Here is a 25,082-nt window from a genome sequence, read left to right as displayed (position 1 = left end):
GTGCTTTAACTCGAATATATTACAGACCTTAAATCCAGACAAGGGACACATAAACGGGCACAAGGATTGGGGAATGCTGTGCCATCCTTTTATCCGATACAATTGCCGATCTAAGGTCTTCATCATACATTCTGCCTTGCCGGGGAATGCTCAATTCAAATGACCAGTTTGATTGAGCCCAGTCCCTCATCCATTTAAAAGGACGTCGCATATAGATATTAGATCTAAGATATTTAAAATCATTGTATTTTATACCCTTATGTTAGTTTCTAAAATGTATCTCTTGTTCTTGCATTCAGACGATTATATTTAATATTCAATGCCGATGGCTGCCTAGCTCATCGGACCATCAAGATTCATTACAATTTATTATTTAATTTTAAAACTAATTTCCTGCAGCTTGCTATGGTTGGGATGGTCAGGAGGGACGAAAATGGTCTTTATAGGCAAGGCTCTGACTGCAAGCTTGAAGCTAGTGGTCGAGCAACTCGAAAAGACTCTTTTTGCTCTTTATTTTTCAAATATGTCAACGGAAGGCCCAAAAGATCGACTTGATATGCTCTAATGGCAAATTAAAAGTATAAAAAAATTAAAATTTTAGATGTTTATCGTCTGGGGCAGCTGACCTGAATCTTGGCAATTCCAGGATACTTGGAATCGCAGTACCCGTTGTTGGCGTTGTACTTGAAGATCACATAGGTGCCAGAGCTGATGCGGCCAGTGGCTACAGTGGGATCATAGACAAAGGAGCCATCCTCATTGACCTCGAGGGTGCCATACTTGGGATCAATGGTTATCGACTCCGGATTGAGCACTACTGAGCCAGCAGGATCATTGGCTAGGATTCCATTATCGGCATCAACGACTTTGACCTCATTGCAGGAAGCAGTGTACAGATCGTTCTTGATCAGGAACGGGCACACACATGGCGGAATAATAGGCTCATTCTCGAAGTCGTTGTCTGTAGAATCCTGGCTGATAAGTGTCACATCTATGCAGATCTGACCTACAGCATTCCAGCCGGGTTTCAATACCTCACAGACCTCATAATCGCCAGCTTCAAGCCCGCAGAACTCGTAGTAGCCGCCAGTGCCGGTTGTGGTAGTAGCTATGACAGCTCCAGTCGAATCCTTGAGCTGGATGGTCCAGCCAGAGAGGCCCTCTCCAGTCTTGCTGTTGAACTTGTGGCCGCTGATGCAAAGGAGTGGCACATTATGGAAGTCCACATCTTCCACATCCTCGCCGCTGAGGGTTATATCTCTGCAGGATGAATCCACGTGCATCCAGCCATCTCTATCCTCCTCACAGATCCTGTAGTTGCCTGGCAGAAGGTCGCAGAATTCATAATAGCCATCAGAGTCAGTCTGAGTGGTATCGATTACTGCTCCATCTTTGAGAAGGTTGATGGTCCAGCCTTCAATGCCTTGGCCTGTACGGTCATTTATCTTCTTGCCGCTTATACAAGCTGGAACGTCATACTCATATGTGACACAGATTATGACGCCCATGTAGGTTTCACCACTAGATGACCATTCAGTGCTCCCTGAGACTTGGATGCCGCTATTCGTCACAACTGGAATCTGTATCTTTGCCCGGCACCTACGTACTTAGCCAGATCGGCAGGATCACTTATGGTAAACTCACCGTAATCGCATTTAGGGCTCGCCTGCGAGCCGATCAGCATCTCATAGCTTTCGCCCGGCATCAAGTGAAATTTAAAAGTCTCTCCGATCTCGAAATATTGCTCACCTACGCCTGGTATGTCAGAGACCATATTTGCCACGAGAATAGCAGTGTAATCTACTCCGGTTGGGATTTTATCTTGGTTCGTTAATGTACGCCAGGCATAGCCACAGGCTTCCACAGTTATTGTGACAGATTTTAGCTCTCCCAAAGACGGATCGAACTTGTCAACTTCGGCTGTTTTCGCATAGTTGAGCTGCTGAATGGGCACTTCACCACAAGATGGCGGCGTTGTCTCCGCTGATGCAGAGAAGCTTAAGAGCAGCCCGATCAGGAGAGTAGCCATTAGCCATATTTTAATTCTCAAATCAAATCACCTCTACACAAGCGAAATCCTGGCTCATATCTGTATATGATACAGAATTCAGGTCCAAGTAGGCCCTTGTAGGCTGAAGAGAGGATCCCGACAATCTCAATCCAGCATTAGACGCATTCTCTTGATGCCCTTTCTCCATGAGCCGATCTCGTTTCATTCCGATACACCACGATTTATGATGGTACCCTGGCTTGAATGTATTGTGGACCTTAAATCCAGACAAGGGACACATGATGAGCATAAGGATTGGGGAATGCTGTGCCATCCTTTTATCCGATACAATTGCCGATCCAAGGTCTTCATCATACATTCTGCCTGCCGGGGAATGCTCAATACAAATGACCAGTTTGATTGAGCCCTGTCCCTCGTCCATTTAAAAGGACGTCGCTTATAGATATTAGATCTAAGATATTTAAAATCATTGTATCTTATAACCTTATGTAAGTTCCTAAAGAGATATCTTCGGTTCTCGCATCAGGCGATGATATCTAATAGTCGATGCTGAATGGCTGACCAGGCCAGTAGACCCTTCAAAGATCGACTATGATTTATTAATTTATTATATGGTAAGGACGAAGCACTCCAAGAGACATTCATATTGCATGATCTCTGCGTTGTCAAGATGTTGAGTTCAATTGGATCAAGGTTGCACTTGAGCATTGACTGAGCATGGCAGAAATCCTATGCCGGCTTCGCGCTGCTTTCTGTGGGCAAACCAGGGATATCACCTCCCTCATCTTTATGCCTTTTTTCATTTGCAGTGAGATCGGTATATTTGAGCTTCACTGCAGAGATATCAAACAGAATGATTCTTTCTTTTAGAAGGCGGGCGAGGGAATCGCGACCGAAAGATGAAATGTTCTCAAGATAGCGATTGTTGTATAGACTTCATAATAAAACACAAAGAAAAGATCCTCTGGGATGAGATTCCACACAATTTAGCAAAAAACCTGGAATTATCTATACATTTCAGCACTGTGTCTGCAATCCTGTTTCGCCAAGCTAGGAGGATGATGAAGAAGAGAGTAGGGCTATAAGACGGATCCCCGAGGACTGAGACCTTTACCTTCAAATAAGCTTTGAGGAATCAGATCTAGATCTCGCGATGCCCGATAATTTTTTGAGTTGAAATCCGTGGACCCAGTCTTTAAAACCTATGAGAAATAATTAAGGCTGTTTTCTCCACAGGCCTCGGCATCGTTTGAAGGCAGCCTGAGCCATATACCATTCTCTTGACCTGGGATTTGTGAGGTCATCATTATGTATTTTCGGTAAAGGACGTCACTACAAATGAATATTTAAAGTTAAGATAATTATTACATAACATATTATTTAAGAGCTGAGCAAATATCTTAAGTACTGTCGTAAGTTACTTATATCAGATAAGTATCACTAGTATCAATAAAAAAAATATCTAACTGTAGAGAAGGGTGAATTAGAAATGAGAACACTGATGCTTTTGATTGCCCTCTTCGCAATCATGGGCGGCGCAATAGCCGCAGTAGAATATGTAAAGATCCTTAAGCCTGCCAATGGTGCTGAGTTCGACGCTGGGGATCTGATCACAGTCCGGTCACTGGTATCTGCCTCTAACGTAGGCAAGCTGTACTCCAGGTGCCTCGTCAACGACGAGCCGACGGGAACGAGCCAGTTCACCCTGCCGCCTGGAGAATATACCATTCGAGTTGAAGTGGCAGACAATATAGGATTCAACAATCCAACATATGACACTGTGTCAATTACAGTTAATTAAAAAAATTTTAAAAATTTTTATCATTCGAGGATCTATCTAATCCTCAATCTTTTCATAAAGGCAACTTCAAGGCTGGGCAATTCCTTGGTGATAGGAAAAGAATAGCCATTTGCGGCTATTCCTCCCTCATTCCCTCCTTATGAAAGGCTCACCTCTTCTTCATTCTGTAAACCGCAGTCCACGAAGACGATGACTGTGGCTTCATTGGATGGGCAATCTCCATTTATTGTGTAGGTAAAGCTGTCTTCGCCGCAATAATCCTGATTGGCAGTATATATGAAAGAGCCATCTGGATTCATGATGAAATCGGCTGCATGTGCTGGCTGGGTGTAGCTCTTTACGGATAAGGATTTCTCATTGCCGTATTGATCATTTCCGAGCACACCAGGAGCACCTATTCTCAGTTCACCACCACACGATACTATGGTATATGTGTCATCCTCTGCAAAACAGCAGTCCTCTTCAATCTCTGTATCCATAGATTCGTCCTCTTCGATCCATGCATCCATAGGTTCGTCCTCTTCGATCCATGCATCCATAGGTTCGTCCTCTTCGATCCATGCATCCATAGGATCGTTCTCTTCGATCTGTGCATCCATAGGATCGTCCTCTTCGATTAGTGCACCCATAGGATCGTCCTCTTCGATCCCTGTATCCACAGGATCGTTCTCTTCGATCTGCGTAGCTGACGGATAATTGAGATCATTGAGGGGGATGTTGAGAACAACCTCTTCGGTCTCAGCAAATGATGCTTCACCTTCTTCAGCCGGCAAGCTCAACCTTTGAGCGGCAACCGAAGCTCCTGGGCCCCTTATGGTGACCACCAGCGGTTCTGACCAATACGGATACGGACAGATCACATTCCTATTATCCGAAGCTAAAGCACGCACATTGTAGCTTCTAGTAGTTCCAGCCGGGACATTCCAGCTATGGGTAGCAGTCACAGTCTGCCCAGAGGGGAAGAAATCAGTCTCGAAAGATCCATCTCCCCAATCGAATATATATTTGATCATATCACCATCTGGATCAGTGGACGATGTCGAGTAGGAGTAAGACACCCCAGAGATTCCAGAGGTGGGGCCGGACGGTTTAGATGGTATAGTGGGTGGACGTTCCTCTCTATCTGCCAATATATAGATAGACACTATATTAGACCAACCTGAGGCTGCGCCTTTCTCATCTATGGCCTTCACGCGAACCTCAAAGATCTTGATTGTTCCAGGTTCAATAATCCAGACGTGGGATGCACTTGCAGGCGTGCCAGAGCTGACAAAGGATGTTTCAGATGTGCTGCCATCTCCCCAATCGAAGATATACTTTACCCGGTCTCCATCAGGATCAGTCGCTTTGGTAACGTAGCTATAGGTCTTTCCTGATCGTCCGCCTATTTCCCCAGAGGGAATCGATGGTGTTGCAGGTGGTCTATTCGCACCTTGCAATGAACCCTTTATGGTAACCGACAACGATCGGGACCAGTCGGAGTCCAGGCCCTTCTCGTCTGTGGCCCGAGAGCGCACACTGAAGGTCCTGGTCGAGCCAGAGGGAACTGTCCAGCTGTGAGATGTGCTGGCTGTGGAACCTGAGCTGACCAGGGAGGTGACTGATGTGCTTCCATCGCCCCAATCGAAGGTGTACTTAACCCGGTCTCCATCGGGATCTGTTGTCCGGGTGGAGTAGGTGTAAGATGAACCCGAGTCGCCCGATGTCGAGCCGGAGGGGGTTGAGGGCGCAGCCGGTGGGTTGTTCACTGGTGCAGGACCGGTTATGGTAACCGACAACGGTCGGGACCAGTCGGAGTCCAGACCCTTCTCATCTGTAGCCCGGGAGCGCACACTGAAGGTCCTGGTCGAGCCAGAGGGAACTGTCCAGCTGTGAGATGTGCTGGCTGTGGAACCTGAGCTGACCAGGGAGGTGACTGATGTGCTTCCATCGCCCCAATCGAAGGTGTACTTAACCCGGTCTCCATCGGGATCTGTTGTCCGGGTGGAGTAGGTGTAAGATGACCCCGAGTCGCCCGATGTCGAGCCGGAGGGGGTTGAAGGCGCAGCCGGTGGATTGTTCACTGGTGCGGGACCGGTTATGGTAACCGACAACGGTCGGGACCAGTCGGAGTCCAGACCCTTCTCATCTGTAGCCTTGGAGCGCACACTGAAGGTCCTGGTCGAGCCAGAGGGAACTGTCCAGCTGTGAGATGTGCTGGCTGTAGAGCCTGAGCTGACCAGGGAGGGGACTGATGTGCTCCCATCGCCCCAATCGAAGGTGTACTTAACCCGGTCTCCATCGGGATCTGTTGTCCGGGTGGAGTAGGTGTAAGATGACCCCGAGTGGCCCGATGTCGAGCCGGAGGGGGTTGAAGGCGCAGCCGGTGGATTGTTCACTGGTGCAGGACCGGTTATGGTAACCAACAACGGTCGGGACCAGTCGGAGTCCAGACCCTTCTCATCTGTGGCCCGAGAGCGCACACTGAAGGTCCTGGTCGAGCCAGAGGGAACTGTCCAGGTATGAGATGTGCTGGCTGTGAACCTGAGCTGACCAGAGAGGTGACTGATGTGCTCCCATCGCCCCAATCGAAGGTGTACTTAACCCGGTCTCCATCGGGATCTGTTGTCCGGGTGGAGTAGGTGTAAGATGAACCCGAGTCGCCCGATGTCGAGCCGGAGGGGGTTGAGGGCGCAGCCGGTGGGTTGTTCACTGGTGCAGGACCGGTTATGGTAACCGACAACGGTCGGGACCAGTCGGAGTCCAGACCCTTCTCATCTGTAGGCCCGGAGCGGAGACGGGAGGGCCTGGTCGATCCAGAGGGAACTGTCCAGGTGTGAGATGTGCTGGCTGCGGAACCTGAGCTGACCAGGGAGGTGACTGATGTGCTTCCATCGCCCCAATCGAAGGTGTACTTAACCCGGTCTCCATCGGGATCTGTTGTCCGGGTGGAGTAGGTGTAAGATGAACCCGAGTCGCCCGATGTCGAGCCGGAGGGGGTTGAAGGCGCAGCCGGTGGATTGTTCACTGGTGCAGGACCGGTTATGGTAACCGACAACGGTCGGGACCAGTCGGAGTCCAGACCCTTCTCATCTGTAGCCTTGGAGCGCACACTGAAGGTCCTGGTCGAGCCAGAGGGAACTGTCCAGCTGTGAGATGTGCTGGCTGCGGAACCTGAGCTGACCAGAGAGGTGACTGATGTGCTTCCATCGCCCCAATCGAAGGTGTACTTAACCCGGTCTCCATCGGGATCTGTTGTCCGGGTGGAGTAGGTGTAAGATGACCCCGAGTCGCCCGATGTCGAGCCGGAGGGCGTCGAAGGCGCAGCCGGTGGGTTGTTCACTGGTGCAGGACCGGTTATGGTAACCAACAACGGTCGGGACCAGTCGGAGTCCAGACCCTTCTCATCTGTGGCCCGAGAGCGCACACTGAAGGTCCTGGTCGAGCCAGAGGGAACTGTCCAGCTGTGAGATGTGCTGGCTGTGGAACCTGAGCTGACCAGGGAGGTGACTGATGTGCTTCCATCGCCCCAATCGAAGGTGTACTTAACCCGGTCTCCATCGGGATTTGTTGCCCTGGTGGAGTAGGTGTAAGATGACCCCGAGTCGCCCGATGTCGAGCCGGAGGGCGTCGAGGGGGCTGAAGGCGGACTATTGATGGGAGCTTCGTTATTGGTTATGGTGATCGATAATGGTCGAGACCAGCCGGATTCAATTCCTTTCTCATCTATGGCTTTAACGCGGACATCAAAGGCCTTTGATCCAGAGGCCACAGCCCATTTATTAGCGACTGTTATGGGGCAGTCTGGATCTACCAGGCATGTAGTAGCAGCAGTTCCATCTCCCCAGTCGAATGTATATCTTATCTGGCCTCCACTGGGATTGCTTGCTTTGGTGATAAAGCTATAGAATACTCCAGAGTAGCCTGTTGTAGGGCCGGAAGGAATTGATGGGGTGGTCGGTGAATCCTGTGCACCGGTGACGGGCGGGCCGGTTATGGTGACCGACAGTGGACCGGACCAGCCGGAGTCCAATCCCTTCTCATCTGTGGCCCGGCTGCGGACGCTGAAGGTCCTGGTAGATCCGGGAGCAACAGACCAGATATGAGAAGAACTCTCTGAGACACCAGATCCGACGAAGGATGTGACAGATACTGTTCCATCTCCCCAGTCGAAGGTGTACTTCACTCGATCTCCATCAGGATCGGATGACTTGGTCGAAAAGCTGTATAATATTCCAGAGGAGCCCGTTGTTGGACCGTAGGGAATTGATGGTGTTACAGGAGGATTATTTGCCGGTGCAGGACCGGTTATGGTAACCGATAACACATTTGACCAGCCGGACTGCAGGCCCTTATCATCTGTGGCCCGAGAGCGCACACTGAAGGTCCTGGTCGAGCCAGAGGGAACTGTCCAGATATGAGATGTGACAGCTGCGGATCCTGAGTTTACCAGGGAGGTATCAGATGTGCTCCCATCGCCCCAATCGAAGGTGTACTTAACCCGGTCTCCATCGGGATCTGTTGCCCTGGTGGAGTAGGTGTAAGATGAACCCGAGTCGCCCGATGTCGAGCCGGAGGGGGTTGAGGGGGTCGACGGTGGATTGTTCACTGGTGCAGGACCGGTTATGGTAACCGACAACGGTCGGGACCAGTCGGAGTCCAGACCCTTCTCGTCTGTGGCCCGAGAGCGCACGCTGAAGGTCCTGGTCGAGCCAGAGGGAACTGTCCAGATATGAGATGTGCTGGCTGTGGAACCTGAGCTGACCAGGGAGGTGACTGATGTGCTCCCATCGCCCCAATCAAAGGTGTACTTCACCCGGTCTCCATCGGGATCTGTTGCCCTGGTGGAGTAGGTGTAAGATGACCCCGAGTCGCCCGATGTCGAGCCGGTGGGCGTCGAGGGGGCCGAAGGCGGACTATTGGTGGGAGCTTCGTTATTGGTTATGGTGATCGATAATGGTCGAGACCAGCCGGATTCAATTCCTTTCTCATCTATGGCTTTAACCCGGACATCAAAGGTCTTTGATCCAGAGGCCACAGCCCATTTATTAGCGACTGTTATGGGGCAGTCTGGATTTACCAGGCATGTAGTAGCAGCAGTTCCATCTCCCCAGTCGAATGTATATCTTATCTGGCCTCCACTGGGATTGCTTGCTTTGGTGATAAAGCTATAGAATACTCCAGAGTAGCCTGTTGTAGGGCCGGAAGGAATTGATGGGGTGGTCGGTGAATCCTGTGCACTGACGACGGGTGGCCCGTTTATGGTGACCGACAATGGACCGGACCAGCCGGAGTCCAATCCCTTCTCATCTGTGGCCCGGCTGCGGACGCTGAAGGTCCTGGTAGATCCGGGAGCAACAGACCAGATATGAGAAGAGCTCTCTGAGACACCAGATCCGACGAAGGATGTGACAGATACTGTTCCATCTCCCCAGTCGAAGGTGTACTTCACTCGATCTCCATCAGGATCGGATGACTTGGTCGAAAAGCTGTATAATATTCCAGAGGAGCCCGTTGTTGGGCCTGAAGGGGTTAGTGGAGTTGTAGGTGGATTGTTACCACTGGAGACGGCTGGACCGGTTATGGCGACCTTCAATGGATTTGACCAGCCGGAGTCCATTCCAAGGCTATCTGTGGCCTTCACCCGAAGGCTGAAGACATTCATTGCTCCAGATGGGACAGTCCATTTATGGAAAACACTTACAGCCTTATCTTGATCAAACAAAGTGGTAGTGGAGGCAGTCCCATCTCCCCAATCGAAGGTGTACTTCACCTGATCTCCATCGGGATCGATTGATTTTACGGTATAGCTGTAGAAAATATCAGAGGAGCCAGATATCGGACCCGAAAGAACTAATGGAGTTGTCGGAGGACTATTCGATTTAGCCAGATCAATGGTGCTCGCTTGCGAACAAGAAGCGGTTAAGAATAGTATGGCAAGCGACACCAAACATGCAACTGCTTTTCCTTTCAATTTATCACCATCCAATACCAAGTTGGATTTGCTTTCGACTATTGTCGTGAACCGTCGTGATTTGTGATCATATATATAGTTTACTATAATACACCTTCTGTTTTTTTATGTTTAACACTAACTCGAGAATCTCATTGGCCGATTCTTCAACCCAGGATTTTCAAACAGTAATTAGTACTTACCTATTATAAGTAATTAATTAACTTATTTGTAGTAAGTATCCTGATCTCGGTTATTCGATGCAGATGCCTTAACTTCCTGATTCATTCCCCCCAATATAAAGATTTAAATTCGCAACCAATTGCCCTTGAGGAGGGCTATATTTATAGTTTACCCCATAAAAGGTCCATAGCATCATCTACATCTTTTATTTTTTTTAATTATGCGATAAGCAATAAGCCGTAATACCTTATTAATCTAAATTAACATATAATATTAGTTATTAATATATCACCAGACATGAAAGTTTAATTTACTTAATTATAATATTAGAACATTGTCTCAATAATCAATTCAAGCATTTCCTTTCAATAATTAAGCTATTTATTTTTGTTACAGATATTGTAGTCAATCAACGTTAGGATTAAGAGCATTTTATAATTAATAACATAATATACTCTTGACGTTTTAGTACTGATATCCGCCATGATTCACCATCACACAGCTACTTCTTCAAGATCAGATATGATCCTCCATAATTTAATATTAATCTAGTAATTATTTAAAAATACATATTTGTTATTAAATTTATATTGGAGCGTATATTAAACTCTCCAAGTGGAGAAACATCTAGATAATTTAATAATATAAAAAGACAATGGCATTATCGGCAACATTATGAGCAATAATCCACAATGTCAGTCGGCTAGGGGTAATTATCCTTGCATAGGCTGGGCCAGTGATTACACCGTCGAGCCTTGGAGAGAACACAACTTGAGAACTCACATCTATTGATTGCATCCTATGCTATATGAAAATATTCTGTTCATCATTCATCGGCCAGCTATGACAGAACCTTCCTGGTTTACCTTTCTAGACCTCCTTGAAATATTATCTATGCTCACATCCCCTGTTACGATTAAACGTAATACTATTTTTTAATGCTGTATGATTATATGCCAACTATCGAGCTAGATCTGCCTTCTCAAAGATGGACAACTCCGGTTTTTTGAAAACAGCTTCCCGATCGTCCTATCCCTACAAGGGCCCAGAGAGCTCTATGATGATGTCTGCCAAACCGGGAAGGCCATCCCGATAGAATGATGAATGCTGCCCAATCCATTCACCTCCGAAAGGCAACACATGCATCCCCGTAAGGCGAGCATAAGGGTCCTGGACCATAGCCCAAGCCGCGACGCGAGGGACGTGAATCATCTAAAAATCTTCTGCTTTCTCTAAGTTGAGGCTTAGATGAGCCTCTATCGCAATACCTCACCTCGATGCTTGCATCAAAGATAAAAGGCATCTGTGTCCAACTGGGGATTGAATCAGATCCGAGCAATACCATCTTCATTTGGCAGTGCCTTGAATGCCCCGTCTGGTTGCAGTGGGGTGCATGTCTCGCCGCCACTTCAATCATCCATCTTCTTCAAGCTTGTCGGCAGATCCAAGAGCATTACAGCTCATATGCTGCCCTCTGGCCGGTGGCGGCAGAGATTATAAAATATTGAATGTTGTCAGCCGGCCTCATCCCCGCTATAAACAGCGAGCCCAGGAATAGCCAGGTTCATGGCGTGCTTTTGAAGAGATGGCCTTTATCCCACATCAGCACTTGGCGCCGAAAATTAAAACTCTCAGTTTTATTTAGAGCTAGTATATGATTTATATGCTGTTTTTGACATCTCCATCTATTCAGCATTCTCGACTGGCCAATGTCATACGCAGCAGCCCAGCAGCAGTCCAATAACATTCTGCCAAAGGGCGAGTCCCTGGAGAGTTAGTGCCTGGATTTGGGTGACCAGGTTCTAATTCAAGGCTGTTTACGAGACCCGCCGGCAGGCTGTCCTGCGGCTCAAGCAGATGCGCTATTTAGGTGAGCGGCAGGATGATTGCTCCTATCTACTCTATATCTCTGTGATACTCCTGCAGCGACTTCACCTCTGAGTGGCCGGATCTTGAGGCCGCTATCCCCTTTGCCGCCGCTGAGGCAGCAGCAATGGTGGTGATATAAGGCACCTTGTACCTGATTGCCGCCTTCCGGATATAAGAGTCATCATACTGGCTGGCCTTGCCGATAGGGGTGTTTATCACCAGTTGGATCTCCTTGTTCTTTATGGCATCATCGATATTGGGCCGGCCCTCATAGATCTTTTTGATCATCTCTGACTGGATGCCATTCTCTGCCAGGAAGGACTGGGTTCCGCTGGTGGCCTTGATGGTAAAGCCGAGCCTTTGAAACTCCCGCCCAACCTCTACCAGCTCCGCCGACCGATCCCTGGCAGCAACAGTGATCATCACTGTTCCCTTCACAGGAAGGGAGGGCTTGGCCGCCTCCTCCGCTTTATAGAAGGCCATTCCAAATGAGTCTGCCAGCCCCAGCACCTCTCCAGTGGAACGCATCTCCGGGCCGAGCAGGGGATCGACCTCCGGAAACATATTGAAGGGGAATACTGACTCCTTGACCCCATAATGAGGAATATTCCTCTTCTTCAGCCCCAGCTCATCCATCCGCGTGCCCATCATCATCTGGGTGGCTATTCTGGCCATGGAGACATTGCAGACCTTGGAGACCAGGGGAACCGTCCGCGATGCGCGGGGGTTGGCCTCCAGCACATATACCATATCGTGGGCGATGGCATACTGCATATTCATCAATCCCACCACATGCAGCCTCTGGGCGATCTTGCGGGTGTACTCCTCTATGATCTGGAGGTGATCCGGGGAGATGCTCACCGGGGGGATGACACAGGCAGAATCGCCGGAATGAATGCCTGCCTGCTCGATATGCTCCATGACCGCCGGGACAAAGGCCCCAGCTCCATCGGAGAGGGCATCAGCCTCCGTCTCCAGGGCATTCTCTAAGAAGCGGTCGATGAGAATCGGCCTCTCCGGGGTGACATCCACTGCCGCAGCGACATATTTTTCCAGCTTCTCCTCATCATATATCACCTCCATCCCCCGTCCGCCCAGGACATATGAGGGCCGGACCATGAGGGGATAGCCGATCCTCTTGGCCACCTCAAGTGCCTGGTCGAGGTTGCTTGCCATCCCCGATTCCGGCATGGGTATATTCAGCTCTTCCATCATCATCCTGAACCGGTCCCTGTCCTCGGCCAGATCTATGGCATCCACAGAGGTTCCCAGGATCTTCACCCCTGCCTCCTCCAGCTCGCGAGAGATATTGAGAGGGGTCTGGCCGCCGAACTGGACGATGACCCCTTCAGGCTTCTCCTTCTCATAGATACTGAGGACATCCTCCACTGTCAGGGGCTCGAAGTAGAGCTTATCTGAGGTGTCATAATCGGTGGAGACAGTCTCAGGATTGCAGTTGACCATGATGGTCTCCAGGCCCATATCCCTAAGAGCAAAGGCGGCATGAACACAGCAGTAATCGAACTCAATACCCTGACCGATGCGGTTGGGCCCTCCTCCCAGGACCATGACCTTTCGCCGGCTGCTGCTAGGGGTCTTATCGGGAGCATTGTATGTGGAGTAGTAGTAGAAGGCATTCTCCACCCCGCTCACGGGAACTGCCTCCCAGCCCTGCACAATTCCCAGCGATTTGCGCCGCGCCCGGATCTCAGCCTCTGGAACCTCAAGGAGATTGGAGAGATACCGGTCTGCAAAACCATCTCTCTTTGCTCGCCCTAAAAGCTCGTCAGGAAGATCGGCCAGAGGTCTGCCCCCTATAGGCCAGAATCTCCTCCTCCAGCTCCACCAGTTCCTTCATCTGCTGCAGGAACCAGGGCTTTATACGGGTCAATTGATATAGCTTCTGGATATCGGCCCCCTTCCTGATCGCCTCGTAAAGAATGAACTGCCTCTCGCTGGAAGGCTCCTGGAGAAGGGTGATTAGATCCTCCAGGGATCGGCTGTTGAAGTCCCTGGCAAAACCAAGGCCGTATCTGCTGTTTTCCAATGAGCGTATTGCCTTTTGGAAGGCCTCCTTGTAGCTCTTGCCTATGCTCATCGCCTCACCCACTGCTTTCATCTGGGTGCCGAGGATATCCTTTGAGCCCGGGAACTTCTCGAAGGCCCAGCGGGGGAACTTGACCACGACATAATCTCCCGAGGGCTTATATCTCTCCAGAGTACCCTCCTTCCAGTAGGGCAGCTCATCCAGGGTCAGCCCGGCGGCAAGCTTCGCTGAGATCAGGGCGATGGGAAAGCCGGTGGCCTTGGAGGCGAGGGCGGATGACCGGGAGGTGCGAGGGTTGATCTCTATGACCACTACCCTTCCGGTGTCGGGATTGTGGGCGAACTGGATGTTGGTGCCCCCTATGACCTTGATGGCCTCGACGATCCGGTAAGAGTAGTCCTGCAGCCTATCCTGAAGCTCCTGGGATATGGTCAGCATGGGGGCAGTACAGAAGGAGTCACCGGTATGGACTCCCATGGCGTCGACGTTCTCTATGAAGCAGACGGTGATCATATGATTCTTGGCATCCCGGACAACCTCAAGCTCCAGTTCATCCCAACCGGCTACCGACTCCTCAATCAGCACCTGGCCGATCAGGCTGGCGGCAATTCCCCGGCTTACAACTGTCCTCAGCTCTTCAGCATTATAGACCAGGCCGCCCCCAGTTCCCCCCATAGTATAGGCTGGCCGGATGACGACCGGATAGCCCAGCTCCAAGGCCACCTTCTCAGCCTCTTCTATAGTATAGATGGCAAAGCTCCTGGGAACCTCGATACCCAGAGAGTTCATGGTCTGCTTGAAGATGATCCTGTCCTCGCCCCGCTCGATGGCATCAAGTTCCACTCCTATGATCTTGACCTTGAACTTCTCCAGGATGCCTGCGCGAGAGAGCTCAAGGCTCAGGTTGAGCCCGTTTTGCCCGCCCAGGTTTGGCAGCAGGGCATCAGGCCTCTCTTTTTCGATGATCTGAGCCAGTCTATCGACATTGAGGGGCTCAATATAGGTGGCATCGGCCATCCCTGGATCGGTCATGATAGTAGCCGGATTGGAGTTCACAAGGACTATTTTATATCCCAGCGCCTTGAGCGCCTTGCAGGCCTGGGTGCCAGAGTAATCGAATTCGCAGGCCTGCCCGATAACGATGGGGCCTGACCCAATGATCATGATCTTGTTTATATCTTCACGCTTCGGCATCTTTCCTGACCTCTTGCTTGAACGCTTAATAGAGCAAACGAATTCCTATTTTATCCCTTCTATCCCCTCTTGATGAGCAGCTATTTCAATTCAATCAAAACAAGTCTATAACTATTAATATATAATTATAAATTCGTATATAATGGGCTGGAAAAACGCTGATGAGTGAAGTCATCATCAGGCATTTTCAGGTCATGAATCAATTATGGATTGGCATTTGGCCGGCCATAGAATTAGCTCTTACTGAATGCTGATTTGACCTGGATATCCTCTTGGACCTGTCCATGAGACCGCAATCGCTAATTGCTCTCCATAAGATCCAATCCATTTTAGGATCACCACCCGCTTTCAGGGTCTTGATAATTATATAATTTATTATAATTTATTTTAATTTATTATAATTAATTAAATGAATTTGACGGGTAAATCTAACTCTCACTTTTAAACCCATAAAGAGAAAAATTAAAATGATTCTAAATAGTTTTAATAAATAAAAATAAAATAAATAAATGAAATTTAGTAAATAATAAAATTTCATAAATAATAAATTTTAATATAAAACAAATATTAGTACATTAAATCAAATTATTAGAATTATGTAAAAAAATAATTGTTTATTAATTGTACAAATTTTAAAATTCAATGTTAATTGATTTAAATCAAATTTATAAATTATATATTTTCATTTTCTGATTTTCCTGAATAAGAGCTCTTGGATGGATGCAAACGCGCTGATAAAAACAGCCTTATTCCATAAACTATGGGTATCGATTTTTTTTCTCCGGAAAAACATGCTTTTTGTCAACAACTTCATTCTATACACTATGTGAATATGCCCCTATCTCCGCACATACCTATCATTCACCAGGCGAAGAGCGGTCCTAAAGGGTGAATTGACATCCGGCCCCATTTCATTCACATACACTATAAGATTTATAGGACCCGGAAGAATTAATTTGAACATTTTTATAAATATAAAATAGGCCTATAGAATATCTCAGTTTTCCTCCAATCATGTATTTATAAAATTATTGAAATCCATAATTAGTTGAATAGATTATTTATATTTACAAAATCTTAATTGCATATAAACATATCATATAGCTATATTTTAAAATTTTATAATATGATTTTGTTATGATGCTATTAAATTGATTATGTTTTAGTATGATCATAAAAACATAATATAAAATAAATATATGATTATCAGTAATATATGTATTTTTTATTTTTTTATTATATTTTTAAATTTTTGTTTTTTAATAATTATGATATTAAAGCTGTAATTGGAGTGAAAAGTGAGAGTTGACACATCCTAAGAAAAAAAAGAAATATAAAGATGAAATGATCTAACTTGAACTTCAACAGTGAAAATTGATAATAAATCTTTATATTTTCATATGTTTTTTCCAATTTACAGCATTTTAAAGATAATTTAAATAGATATCTATTAGCAAAAACCTGCTAGATTCAGATTTCCGGCTCAGATCGCTGATTCCTGACTAGAAATAGATGGGGTATGAAAATGGATCATGGCACAAAGGCATTCCCGAAGAGATAGAAGAGATCGAAGAGATTGAAGAGATTGAAGAGATTGAAGAGATCAATCATATCCAGGGGAGATTGTATTGATATGCTTGCGCCCATTTTCATATCAAATCGCAACCCTTATATATGTCACGTGCTACCATGATACATGTTAGCATGATTAGGTGATCATACTTGAGCGAGATTGGCAAGAGAGTGAGAATTGAGAGGATAATGGATCGAGACAGCAGGAACACAGTCATCATTCCCCTGGACCACGGCATATCAGTAGGTCCTATCCAAGGATTGGCTGACCTTCCAGAGATGGTGAACAAGGTGGCCCGGGGCGGGGCCAATGCTGTGCTGCAGCAGAAGGGAATGGTCAGACACGGCCACCGTGGCTACGGCCAGGATGTGGGCCTGATTGTGCACATGAGCGCCTCCACCTCACTGGGCCCAGACCCGGACAACAAGGTCCAGGTCTGCCTGGTGGAAGAGTGCCTCAAGATGGGCGCTGATGCAGTCTCTGTCCATATCAATATCGGCTCTGAGACCGAGTCCGATCAGCTCAGCATCCTGGGATGTGTGAGCGAGCGCTGCGACTTCTGGGGCATGCCCCTCGTCGCCATGATGTACCCCAGGGGCAAGAACATCGCCAATCCTAATGATGTAGAGGTGGTGGCCCACGCCGCCCGAGCGGGAGCTGAACTGGGAGCAGATATCATCAAGACCAACTATACTGGAGACCCGGAGAGCTTTGCCCGCGTGGTCAAGGGCTGTCCGGTGCCGGTGGTCATCGCAGGAGGTCCCAAGACCGATACGGACATGGAGTTCCTGCAGATGATCGATGGAGCGATGCAGGCCGGCGCCCGCGGTGTGGCTATAGGCAGAAACGTCTTCCAGCACAAAGATCCTGTGCAGATGACCCAGGCCATAGCAGCCATAGTGAATCAGGGCAAAAGCGCCGAGGAGGCGATTAAGATCCTAAAATGAGCCTTCAGCCTCCTCATACCTCTTATTTTTGACAGAATCAAGATCAATTCCATTCACACTACAGAGTTCTCCAGAACCCCTATCCCCTCGATCTCCACCTCCACCCGGTCGCCCTTATGCAACTGGCCCACCCCGGGCGGGGTTCCTGTGGCTATCACATCCCCTGGCATCAGGGTCATAATGCCGCTAATGAACTCGATAAGCCTCGGAACGGAGAATATCAGGTCCGAGGTACTGGACTGCTGCACCCTCCTGCCGTTCACCCTCGTCTGGATAGCAGCATTGGCGGGATCGATCGATGCAATCCAGGGGCCGAAGGGGGCAAAGGTATCAAAGCTCTTCGCCCGGGTCCACTGAGTATCCCTTCTCTGCAGATCGCGAGCGGTAACATCATTGAAGCAGGTGTATCCCAGAATATAGCCCTCCGCCTCATCCGCCGGGATATCCCTGCCCCTCTTTCCTATCACCACCGCCAGCTCCCCTTCATAGTCCACCTGTTGGCTGGAGGAGGGATAGACTATCTCCCCTCCCGGGCTCAAGGCAGCAGTGGGAGGCTTGAGAAAGATTACCGGCTCTTCGGGCAGTTCCATATCCAGTTCCCGTGCATGCTCCACATAGTTCAAGCCCACACAGATGATCTTTGTCGGCTGGCAGGGCACGAGCAAATCCACCTCCTCCAGAGGGATTATGTCTCCTCCCGATACTATTCCGTGTTCAATGCTATATGAGCCACCCCGAACAGTGCCATCCTTCACGAATCTGACAATCATCCTATCTCATCCTCTCTTGCCCCTCTCATCCTCTCTTGCCCCTCTCATCCTCTCTTGCCCCTCTCATCCTCTTACACCCTCTCCCATCCTCTTACACCCTCTCCCATCCTCTTACACCCCTCCCATCCCCTTTCTTCGTCCCCACCATCAATCATCCTCTGCAAGGGCCTTTGCCTCCTGTCGGCCCCCGCCGATACCGGCCAAACTCGCTCTCCAGGAGCCGATCGGCCCTGATCACCGGTCCTTCAACGCAGACTCTGATCCCCTCTGGGTCCAGACAGCAGGATCCGCATATCCCAGCAGCACACTTGAAGTAGCGGTTGATGCAGGCCTGAATCTTCTCTGCCTGCTCCCTGATCTTCGAGATCACATCCCACATCATCATCTCCGGGCCGCAAAGATAGATCTGATCATACTCATCAATATCCAAAGCCTCAAGGCCCGCCGACACCCGACCACAGATCCCGCTTGAGCCATCATCAGTGGTGACGACCGTCCTGCCCAATCTCTGGAACCTCTCCAGAAATATCATATCGCTACAGCAGCGATAGCCGAGCAGCGAGGTGACCTCTCTTCCCGCTTCAGCGGCCTGCTCGCCCAGGAAGGCCAGAGGAGCAACCCCCACCCCGCCGCCGATGATCAGAATCCTCTCTCCCAGGATGGTAAAACCCCTGCCAAGGGGGCCACGCAGCCCGATACTCTCCCCTTTGCCCAGGCTGGTGAGGGCCTCGGAGGCCTCTCCCACCGACTGCACAGTGATGCTATCCGGTCCGGAGAAGCTCATAGGCACCTCGTCCAGCCCCCGGATCCAGAGCATGGCATACTGTCCCGGATAGGGATCAAGGTCTCTGTCCAGCCACAGGGTTTTGATCTGAGGGGCCTCGGACACAACATCCAGAATAGTGACATCTATAGGCCTCATGTGCGCCTCCCGGCCATGCCGCATAGCTCCTCCAATGTGATCGACTTTCTCTGCAGATAGGCCGAAAGGCCGGATATGATCTCCTCGAATATGCCATAGCCCTGCAGGAGGGCAGTTCCCACCTGAATCGAGGTGGCTCCGGCCATGATCATCTCCACAGCATCCTCCCAGGAGGATATTCCGCCCACTCCTATCACTGGGATCTCCAGCCGGGAGGCGAGGTCGTATACCGCACGCACGGCCACCGGCTTGATCGCCCGCCCGGACAGGCCCCCAAAGCGGTTGCCCAAAATGGGGTAGCCGGTCTCAATGTCTATGGCCATGGCCTTGAGGGTGTTTATCGCCACTACGGCATCTGCTCCTCCCCTCTGAGCAGCCAGCCCCAGCTCCAGGATGTCAGCAGTGTTGGGGGTCAGCTTCACCCAGACCGGGACGTTTGAGGCCGCTTTCACCGCCCCGGTGACTGACTCCACCAGATCGGGATAACGCCCCAGCTCGCTGCCGTACTTCTCGGCATGGGGGCAGGATAAATTGAGCTCGAAGGCATCGGCATCCAGGCTGCGGGAGATCTGGGCGAACTCCTCTGCACTGGAGCCGAAGATGCTGGCTATGACCGGCGCCCCACCCCTTCTGGCAGCATCGATCTCCTCCTGGAAATCCCGGTAAGAGGGATTGGGAAGGCCCATGGCATTGATAAGACCGCAATCCACATGGACGATGCAGGGGCCGGGATGGCCCGCTCTTGGCACAGAGCCGATGGACTTGGTGACGACCCCTCCTGCGCCCGCTCGGGATGCGCGGCAGAGGGATGCGCCAGTGGTGCCCAGGATGCCTGCAGCCAGAAGGACAGGATTTTTCAGATCCAGGCCGCCGACATGGACGGAGAGTGATGGCATGGGGGGGAGATGAGCATAAAAAGGATAAAAGCATTGGGATGGCTGAATTGGAATCAGGCCGAGGTTGAGGAGGGAACTGGCTCCTGATATTCAATCAGAGTGCTGTGCACCTGCTCTATGGTCTTCATCAGGTCCGTTCCCTTTTCTGTTGTCTCATAGACGACACGAGGTCCCTGGTTGCTGGCAACAATCAGATCGTTCTTCATCAGAAGCTCTAAATAAGGATTAACTGTTCTGAAATTGAGATTAGCCTGATACACCACCCTGGTCTTGCTTGCCCCTTTCATGCAGACTCTGAGGATCTCGGATATGATCTCATTTCTATTTCTTTTCATGATCTTCCTCCTTTTTGATACTGATCGATCCTATTCAGTATTATAGACGATTATGTACATTAAGGAAAAAACAATAGACTGAATCAGCTGGGAATATGTTTCGTAGCAGAGATTCTTAATCAGCATCCATGCTATAGGTCCACTCTACCTCATTATGCTGATCCATCCCATTGCCGGGACGAGAATATCTCTATTACATCATTATTTGGACGACCAGGCAGCAAGAGCGCAGTGGTGCCGCCCGCCAGGTTGAAAGGATATTCAGGGCGTGGTGCTCAATTCTCCCCGCATAATTTCCGAACCTCAGCCCGAGGATTAGCCTTAATGGTGAAATGGAATGCCGAGCCGGTGCCCTCTGCATACTCGACCCAGATTCTGCCCTCCATCAGCTCCACCAGCCCTTTGCAGATAGCCAATCCCAGGCCGGAACGGCCAAACCTGTAAGAGCAGAGAGAGTCCTTCTCGATGAGGGGATTGAAGAGATCTTCAGCGCCCTCACGGGACAAGTCCAGACCAGTATCCAGGATGGAAAAATGGATCTCCAGATCGCCTTGCCCCCCCTGGCAGGAGATATTGAGCCGTATCTCCCCTGAATCTGTGCATTTCACTGCACTGTCCAGCAGATTGAAGATTACCTGTTCAAGCCTCATCTTATCCTGGAGAATGTCGTCCGGGACAGCCCCATTGAAGCGATGCGAGAGGACCAAACCCTTTCTGGCCGCATCGATGGAGATCGAGCTGAGGGTCTCCTCTACCAGGCTTCGAAGGCTAAAAGGATGTATATTCAATGTCAACTTCTCGCTCTCCAGCTTGGAGAGATCGATGATGTCGTTGAGCACCCTCATGAGTGCATCGCTGCTGACTTTTATGCTCTCCACGAACTCCCTTTGATCGGATGTCAGAGTCTCATCCCGAAGGAGAATGGAGGTCATGCTTATAATCGAGTTCATGGGGTTGCAGATCTCACGGCCCATTGCGAATAGGGGCCAAGAGCTCTCCGGGGCATTGACACCAACGGCATGTTCATTCTCACGCGATTCTCCTTCCAGCCTCATGGATCGCACCTTGCCCCTCTCAGAGGCCTCTCGATGTCAAATCGACCGGATGAACAGACCGCCAGCAGAAGGCGATATCGATACTCGATCAGATTGAAGCAGCAGAGATAAGCTTGGGGGCAGCAGTAGCTGGCCTATGCCCTTATCGTTGACTTCATACTTCAATGTGAATGTATCCCTCTGAACGTAATCGATTCTCTGGCCGTAATCGATTCTCTGACCGTAATCGATATGCTCCTGTCTATCTCCATTTCCTTCTACATCCATCTCCGAAGCTTTGATTTCAGAGGTGGGTATCTTAACATACTCTTTTTTGCCCTTCAACTCTTCATTCGATCCCATAGCCTCATCCCTCCAATCTGGAAGCGATGATTAAATTTTTTAAAGTTTAAATTTTCGTTAAGATATATCGTAAATCTTTGTATAAGCTTTTTATGACACATATCGAGGATATTGGCACAAAGCATGAACCATAGCTCTTATATCGAAAACTATATATCTCAGTGGTTGACTATATAGAGTATGGTGAAAGTCGTTCCATTCCCTCCTACACTCCATTTTATAACGACTTTCCCCTCCCTCCATTACCCGCCCTTCAAGAGTTTTCTGCTACACCTTGGATATAGTGCGCCTAGATCCAGCACAACTTGAATCCATCATTCCTTAGGTCTGCTGCTTTAGATATTGGGAAAAACCCCAATGGCATTGAGAAGCCGGGATCGTGGCCGGAGGAGGAGAAGAGGCATGACCAGAGGATTCTGAGTGTCGGCTACGAAGATGGGCACTGACCTTGATCCTCTGGGCGGATTTTGAGCTGAATTCAGTCCGAAATCAGCTCTCTTCCTTCTCTCTCAAAATCAGCTCTTTGCCTACTCTCCCATCATCTGCAGCACAAGCTTTCTGTGGCGGCTGCGGTTATCTAGCTCCAGGAAAACTATCTGCTGCCAGGTGCCAAGCATCAATCTTTGGGCAGAGAAGGGTACAACCAGGCTGGGACCGATCAGAGAGGCCCGGATATGGGAGTGGCCGTTGCCATCGTGCCAGCGCAGGTTATGGGCATAATCGATCTCCTGCGGGGCGATCCTCTGCAGGGCATCCCCCAGGTCAGCCACCAGACCCTCCTCGTACTCGATGGTGCTCACTGCTCCCGTCGCCCCGGGAACGAAGATCACCACCACCCCCGACTCCAAAGAGGTGCTCTCCAGGCTCTTTTGCACCTCGCCGGTTATATCAACTACCTCTCCGCTATCGCTCTCAAATTCTACATATCTGGTCTCGATCACTTCATCCTTCACCGGGCAATGGGATCTCAATCACAGGCGATAATCCTTCCCCTCGATAACTGGGATCGGGAGGATGCTGGCGGTTGCTAGATGGAGGGAAAGGAGCTGTCCGGGCCCTTCTCCATAAAGATGTTCGAGGAGACGGAGAAAGTTGCCTTGCCCGACCGGCTGCTGCCGTCTGCCATATAGGCGGTATAAGTGCCTGCAGAGAGGGTGGACAGGGATAGATTCAACTGATAGAGTCTCAGCACCCCCACGGGCATCACAACCAGGCTCAACCTGTCGCCTGATAGCGAGCCGCTTACAGTGGCATTCTCGCTCTCACCCCCTCTGATCAACGCTCCCTGGCCCATGATAATCCCGCCGATCTGGACCAGATCCAGCCTCATCTGCTCACCAGGCTCCCCGCCCAGATCCAGCGACCAGATCCCAGTCACATTCACTTTATCTATAGAATTGACAGCATCGGCTTCAGCTCTGGGCCCGGCGGAAAAGGATGGTTGCTGGCGGTCAGGCCTCTCCAGCAAATTCGAATCAGTTATAACTCCAGCTCTCACTGCTGCCTGAATGAGCTCTGGGGAGAGGGGCATGGACATGGACTCTCCCATCTGGCTGGGATCGAGAGGGTCGCCGGCTCCGGCAGGTGCCTGCAGCAGTAAAACGATGACAAGAATCATTCCAGGGAGTAGCTTATGAGATCTCATAGCGATCGAACCTCAGCCCTCTGATTTTGTTATTACTATATGACGATTTTGGTTTGGCAAAATGTCGAAGAATTGGATAGCCCAGCAGATTTCTATACTTGCGCTGAGCAGTCCATTACCATGATAGTCGCTGAATTCTCCCTTCTCCCCATGGGATCGGGAACCAGTGCCGGAGACTGCATAAGAGCAGTGCACGCGCTTTTGGAAGAGGAGGAGATAAAGTTCATCCCCGGGGCCATGTCCACATCTCTGGAGGTCAGCAGCCTCAGAGAGCTCTTCGATCTGATGGAGAAGGCCAATCACCTGCTCGCTCAGATGGGGGTCAGAAGGATAATCACCTCCATAAAAATAGATATGCGGCTGGACAGGGAGACCACCATCGAGTCAAAGCTGTCCAGGCTACAGCCACAGACAGGCGATTCTGCATGCACTGATGGCGTTATTGACGGGGCTTGCCTTTCCAATCTTGAAGAGCAATAGAGATCATATGGCTAGGGTGGAAAAGAAAACAGGCCGGCCACATTGATCCCTATCAGGTGGTTACTGCTTTCAAAAAATCAGGATTTTTACGCCCATCACTGTGGCGGTCACAATGCCTGCCGCGATCAAGACTCCTGTCGCTACAGCGCCCAAAGCCGGCAGGAACCTGAAACCAAGGAGAAAGGCTATGGCACAGCCGGTCCAGGCCCCGGTCAATGGAAAGGGCACGGCCACGAATAATGTCAGTGCGATCAATCCGAAGCTCTCATGCTTCTGGATGTACCTGCTGCGGGTGCGGGCAAACAGCCAGGTGAAGAATTTATCACCCAGGGAATAACGGCTAAGGTAATCGGAGACCGGACCCAGGAATAAGAGCAGAGGAACCACAGGCAGGAGATTTCCCAGGACTGATATGATAAAGGCCTGATCCCATGAATATCCATAATATCCTATGGCCAAAGGTATGGCCCCCCGGACCTCAGAGACGGGAAGAGCAGCCGCCATGAGAATGGTCAGCCATGAGGGGACTATAAAAACCACCTGGACCTTCCAAATGCGCAAATGATGCCAGAAAAGGCGGCATCAAAGACCTCTTCTCCCTGCTCGGGGCTCATATTGCCGGTTTATGGCTCCTGCTCTCCTATAAATCCTTTGATCTCCACCTTGAAGACGGTCTCCTGGTTGGGGGAGGAGACGGAGATGTTCAGGTCCACGGGGATCTTTCCCAGTGCTATGCTGAGGGGCGCGTCTGGATTGCCGATGTTCACCTTCACTCCCTGGGATAGCCGGGTGAGTGCATCGACAATGGATCCGAAGTCCACTGTCTGGGCGGCCTCCTTGAGATCTGGGACCACAGTGATAGGAGCCAGCTTGATGGGCTCGAGGGCTATGGGCTTTTGGGAGTCCCCTGATATTCGGGCAGATATGGGGTTGGAGCCATCCCCTCCCACTTGGACGCTCAAAGCTCCATCTTTTCCAGAGCCCTTGACCTTGGCCACTATAGGGTGCTTCTCCAGGTCCTCAGATCCTTGAACAATAGCCCTTGCATCAGCATCTACTTTGAAGCTCACCATTGTATCA

17 protein-coding genes and 1 pseudogene are annotated in these 25,082 nt (G+C 49.9%); 3 read left to right on the top strand and 15 right to left on the bottom strand.

The genetic code is table 11. The features are described 5' to 3' along the window. Positions 1-605: 605 nt before the first annotated feature. Both IPI63_RS10175 and IPI63_RS10170 read right to left on the bottom strand, forming a co-directional pair. Positions 606-1,508 (bottom strand): SdrD B-like domain-containing protein, encoded by a 903-nt coding sequence (locus IPI63_RS10175; protein ID WP_292478306.1) that lies wholly within the window; start codon positions 1,506-1,508, stop codon positions 606-608. A gap of 59 nt (positions 1,509-1,567) precedes the next feature. Beyond that, the gene (locus IPI63_RS10170; protein WP_292478305.1) at positions 1,568-2,050 is read right to left on the bottom strand and encodes a choice-of-anchor E domain-containing protein; all 483 of its coding nucleotides are present in this window, start codon (positions 2,048-2,050) and stop codon (positions 1,568-1,570) included. A gap of 1,450 nt (positions 2,051-3,500) precedes the next feature. Between IPI63_RS10170 and IPI63_RS10165 the strand changes: the two genes are divergently transcribed. Next, positions 3,501-3,812: a hypothetical protein gene (locus IPI63_RS10165; protein ID WP_214066225.1), complete on the top strand. Its 312-nt coding sequence runs from the start codon at positions 3,501-3,503 to the stop codon at positions 3,810-3,812. A gap of 137 nt (positions 3,813-3,949) precedes the next feature. Here IPI63_RS10165 and IPI63_RS10160 read toward each other — a convergent pair whose 3' ends face one another. The 3 genes and pseudogenes from IPI63_RS10160 to carB form a co-directional block, all read right to left on the bottom strand. Continuing rightward, positions 3,950-6,274: an Ig-like domain-containing protein gene (locus IPI63_RS10160; RefSeq protein ID WP_292478304.1), complete on the bottom strand. Its 2,325-nt coding sequence runs from the start codon at positions 6,272-6,274 to the stop codon at positions 3,950-3,952. Beyond that, entirely contained in the window at positions 6,205-9,456 is a 3,252-nt protein-coding gene (locus tag IPI63_RS10155) for a hypothetical protein (RefSeq protein WP_292478303.1), read from the bottom strand. Before IPI63_RS10155 ends, IPI63_RS10160 begins: the two co-directional genes overlap by 70 nt. 2,367 nt (positions 9,457-11,823) lie before the next feature. Next, positions 11,824-15,037: pseudogene (carB, locus tag IPI63_RS12995) on the bottom strand (carbamoyl-phosphate synthase large subunit). Positions 15,038-16,759: 1,722 nt separating this feature from the next. On the opposite strand from carB, the gene IPI63_RS10140 reads away from it, so the two are divergent. Beyond that, positions 16,760-17,557, top strand: coding sequence for a 2-amino-3,7-dideoxy-D-threo-hept-6-ulosonate synthase (locus IPI63_RS10140; RefSeq protein ID WP_292478301.1), 798 nt, complete (start codon positions 16,760-16,762; stop codon positions 17,555-17,557). A gap of 53 nt (positions 17,558-17,610) precedes the next feature. On the opposite strand, the gene IPI63_RS10135 is transcribed toward IPI63_RS10140, so the two are convergent. From IPI63_RS10135 to IPI63_RS10100, 8 genes are all read right to left on the bottom strand, one after another. After that, positions 17,611-18,327 (bottom strand): fumarylacetoacetate hydrolase family protein, encoded by a 717-nt coding sequence (locus IPI63_RS10135; RefSeq protein ID WP_214066229.1) that lies wholly within the window; start codon positions 18,325-18,327, stop codon positions 17,611-17,613. A 151-nt stretch (positions 18,328-18,478) separates the two neighbouring features. Next, a complete protein-coding gene (locus IPI63_RS10130; RefSeq protein ID WP_292478299.1) occupies positions 18,479-19,249 on the bottom strand; it encodes a dihydroorotate dehydrogenase electron transfer subunit in 771 nt (256 codons plus the stop codon). Beyond that, entirely contained in the window at positions 19,246-20,145 is a 900-nt protein-coding gene (locus tag IPI63_RS10125; protein ID WP_292478297.1) for a dihydroorotate dehydrogenase, read from the bottom strand. Before IPI63_RS10125 ends, IPI63_RS10130 begins: the two co-directional genes overlap by 4 nt. 53 nt (positions 20,146-20,198) lie before the next feature. Beyond that, positions 20,199-20,480, bottom strand: a complete 282-nt coding sequence (locus IPI63_RS10120) for a winged helix-turn-helix domain-containing protein (RefSeq protein WP_214066232.1) — start codon at positions 20,478-20,480, stop codon at positions 20,199-20,201. Positions 20,481-20,755: 275 nt separating this feature from the next. Then, on the bottom strand, positions 20,756-21,454 hold the full coding sequence (locus IPI63_RS10115) for a sensor histidine kinase KdpD (RefSeq protein ID WP_292478641.1): 699 nt from the start codon (positions 21,452-21,454) through the stop codon (positions 20,756-20,758). Positions 21,455-21,571: 117 nt separating this feature from the next. After that, positions 21,572-21,877 (bottom strand): hypothetical protein, encoded by a 306-nt coding sequence (locus IPI63_RS10110; protein ID WP_214066234.1) that lies wholly within the window; start codon positions 21,875-21,877, stop codon positions 21,572-21,574. Positions 21,878-22,404: 527 nt separating this feature from the next. Next, positions 22,405-22,830, bottom strand: coding sequence for a secondary thiamine-phosphate synthase enzyme YjbQ (locus IPI63_RS10105; RefSeq protein ID WP_292478295.1), 426 nt, complete (start codon positions 22,828-22,830; stop codon positions 22,405-22,407). 74 nt (positions 22,831-22,904) lie between these two features. Then, positions 22,905-23,522 (bottom strand): hypothetical protein, encoded by a 618-nt coding sequence (locus IPI63_RS10100; RefSeq protein WP_292478294.1) that lies wholly within the window; start codon positions 23,520-23,522, stop codon positions 22,905-22,907. 120 nt (positions 23,523-23,642) lie between these two features. Between IPI63_RS10100 and IPI63_RS10095 the strand changes: the two genes are divergently transcribed. Beyond that, positions 23,643-24,002, top strand: a complete 360-nt coding sequence (locus IPI63_RS10095; RefSeq protein ID WP_292478293.1) for an MTH1187 family thiamine-binding protein — start codon at positions 23,643-23,645, stop codon at positions 24,000-24,002. A gap of 69 nt (positions 24,003-24,071) precedes the next feature. Here the strand turns inward: IPI63_RS10095 and IPI63_RS10090 are convergent, their stop codons facing one another. Together IPI63_RS10090 and IPI63_RS10085 are read right to left on the bottom strand one after the other, a co-directional pair. Then, positions 24,072-24,542 carry a small multi-drug export protein gene (locus IPI63_RS10090; protein WP_292478292.1) on the bottom strand — a complete coding sequence of 157 codons (471 nt, stop codon included), beginning with the start codon at positions 24,540-24,542 and terminating at the stop codon, positions 24,072-24,074. Between the two features lie 83 nt (positions 24,543-24,625). Then, positions 24,626-25,075, bottom strand: coding sequence for a hypothetical protein (locus tag IPI63_RS10085; RefSeq protein WP_292478291.1), 450 nt, complete (start codon positions 25,073-25,075; stop codon positions 24,626-24,628). Positions 25,076-25,082: the final 7 nt, after the last annotated feature.

Origin of the sequence: Methanothrix sp. (assembly GCF_016706325.1) — an archaeon.
Classification (GTDB): Archaea; Halobacteriota; Methanosarcinia; order Methanotrichales; family Methanotrichaceae; genus Methanothrix.
This window is presented reverse-complemented; position numbering and strand designations above follow the sequence as displayed.

Excerpts from the sequence above, each read along its gene's own strand:
- IPI63_RS10175 (WP_292478306.1), bottom strand. The coding sequence starts at position 1,508 with ATGGGCGTCATAATCTGTGTCACATATGAGTATGACGTTCCAGCTTGT.
- IPI63_RS10165 (WP_214066225.1), top strand. The coding sequence starts at position 3,501 with ATGAGAACACTGATGCTTTTGATTGCCCTCTTCGCAATCATGGGCGGC.
- IPI63_RS10155 (WP_292478303.1), bottom strand. The coding sequence starts at position 9,456 with ATGAATGTCTTCAGCCTTCGGGTGAAGGCCACAGATAGCCTTGGAATG.
- IPI63_RS10135 (WP_214066229.1), bottom strand. The coding sequence starts at position 18,327 with ATGATTGTCAGATTCGTGAAGGATGGCACTGTTCGGGGTGGCTCATAT.
- IPI63_RS10130 (WP_292478299.1), bottom strand. The coding sequence starts at position 19,249 with ATGAGGCCTATAGATGTCACTATTCTGGATGTTGTGTCCGAGGCCCCT.
- IPI63_RS10125 (WP_292478297.1), bottom strand. The coding sequence starts at position 20,145 with ATGCCATCACTCTCCGTCCATGTCGGCGGCCTGGATCTGAAAAATCCT.
- IPI63_RS10120 (WP_214066232.1), bottom strand. The coding sequence starts at position 20,480 with ATGAAAAGAAATAGAAATGAGATCATATCCGAGATCCTCAGAGTCTGC.
- IPI63_RS10115 (WP_292478641.1), bottom strand. The coding sequence starts at position 21,454 with ATGGGCCGTGAGATCTGCAACCCCATGAACTCGATTATAAGCATGACC.
- IPI63_RS10110 (WP_214066234.1), bottom strand. The coding sequence starts at position 21,877 with ATGGGATCGAATGAAGAGTTGAAGGGCAAAAAAGAGTATGTTAAGATA.
- IPI63_RS10100 (WP_292478294.1), bottom strand. The coding sequence starts at position 23,522 with ATGAGATCTCATAAGCTACTCCCTGGAATGATTCTTGTCATCGTTTTA.
- IPI63_RS10095 (WP_292478293.1), top strand. The coding sequence starts at position 23,643 with ATGATAGTCGCTGAATTCTCCCTTCTCCCCATGGGATCGGGAACCAGT.
- IPI63_RS10085 (WP_292478291.1), bottom strand. The coding sequence starts at position 25,075 with ATGGTGAGCTTCAAAGTAGATGCTGATGCAAGGGCTATTGTTCAAGGA.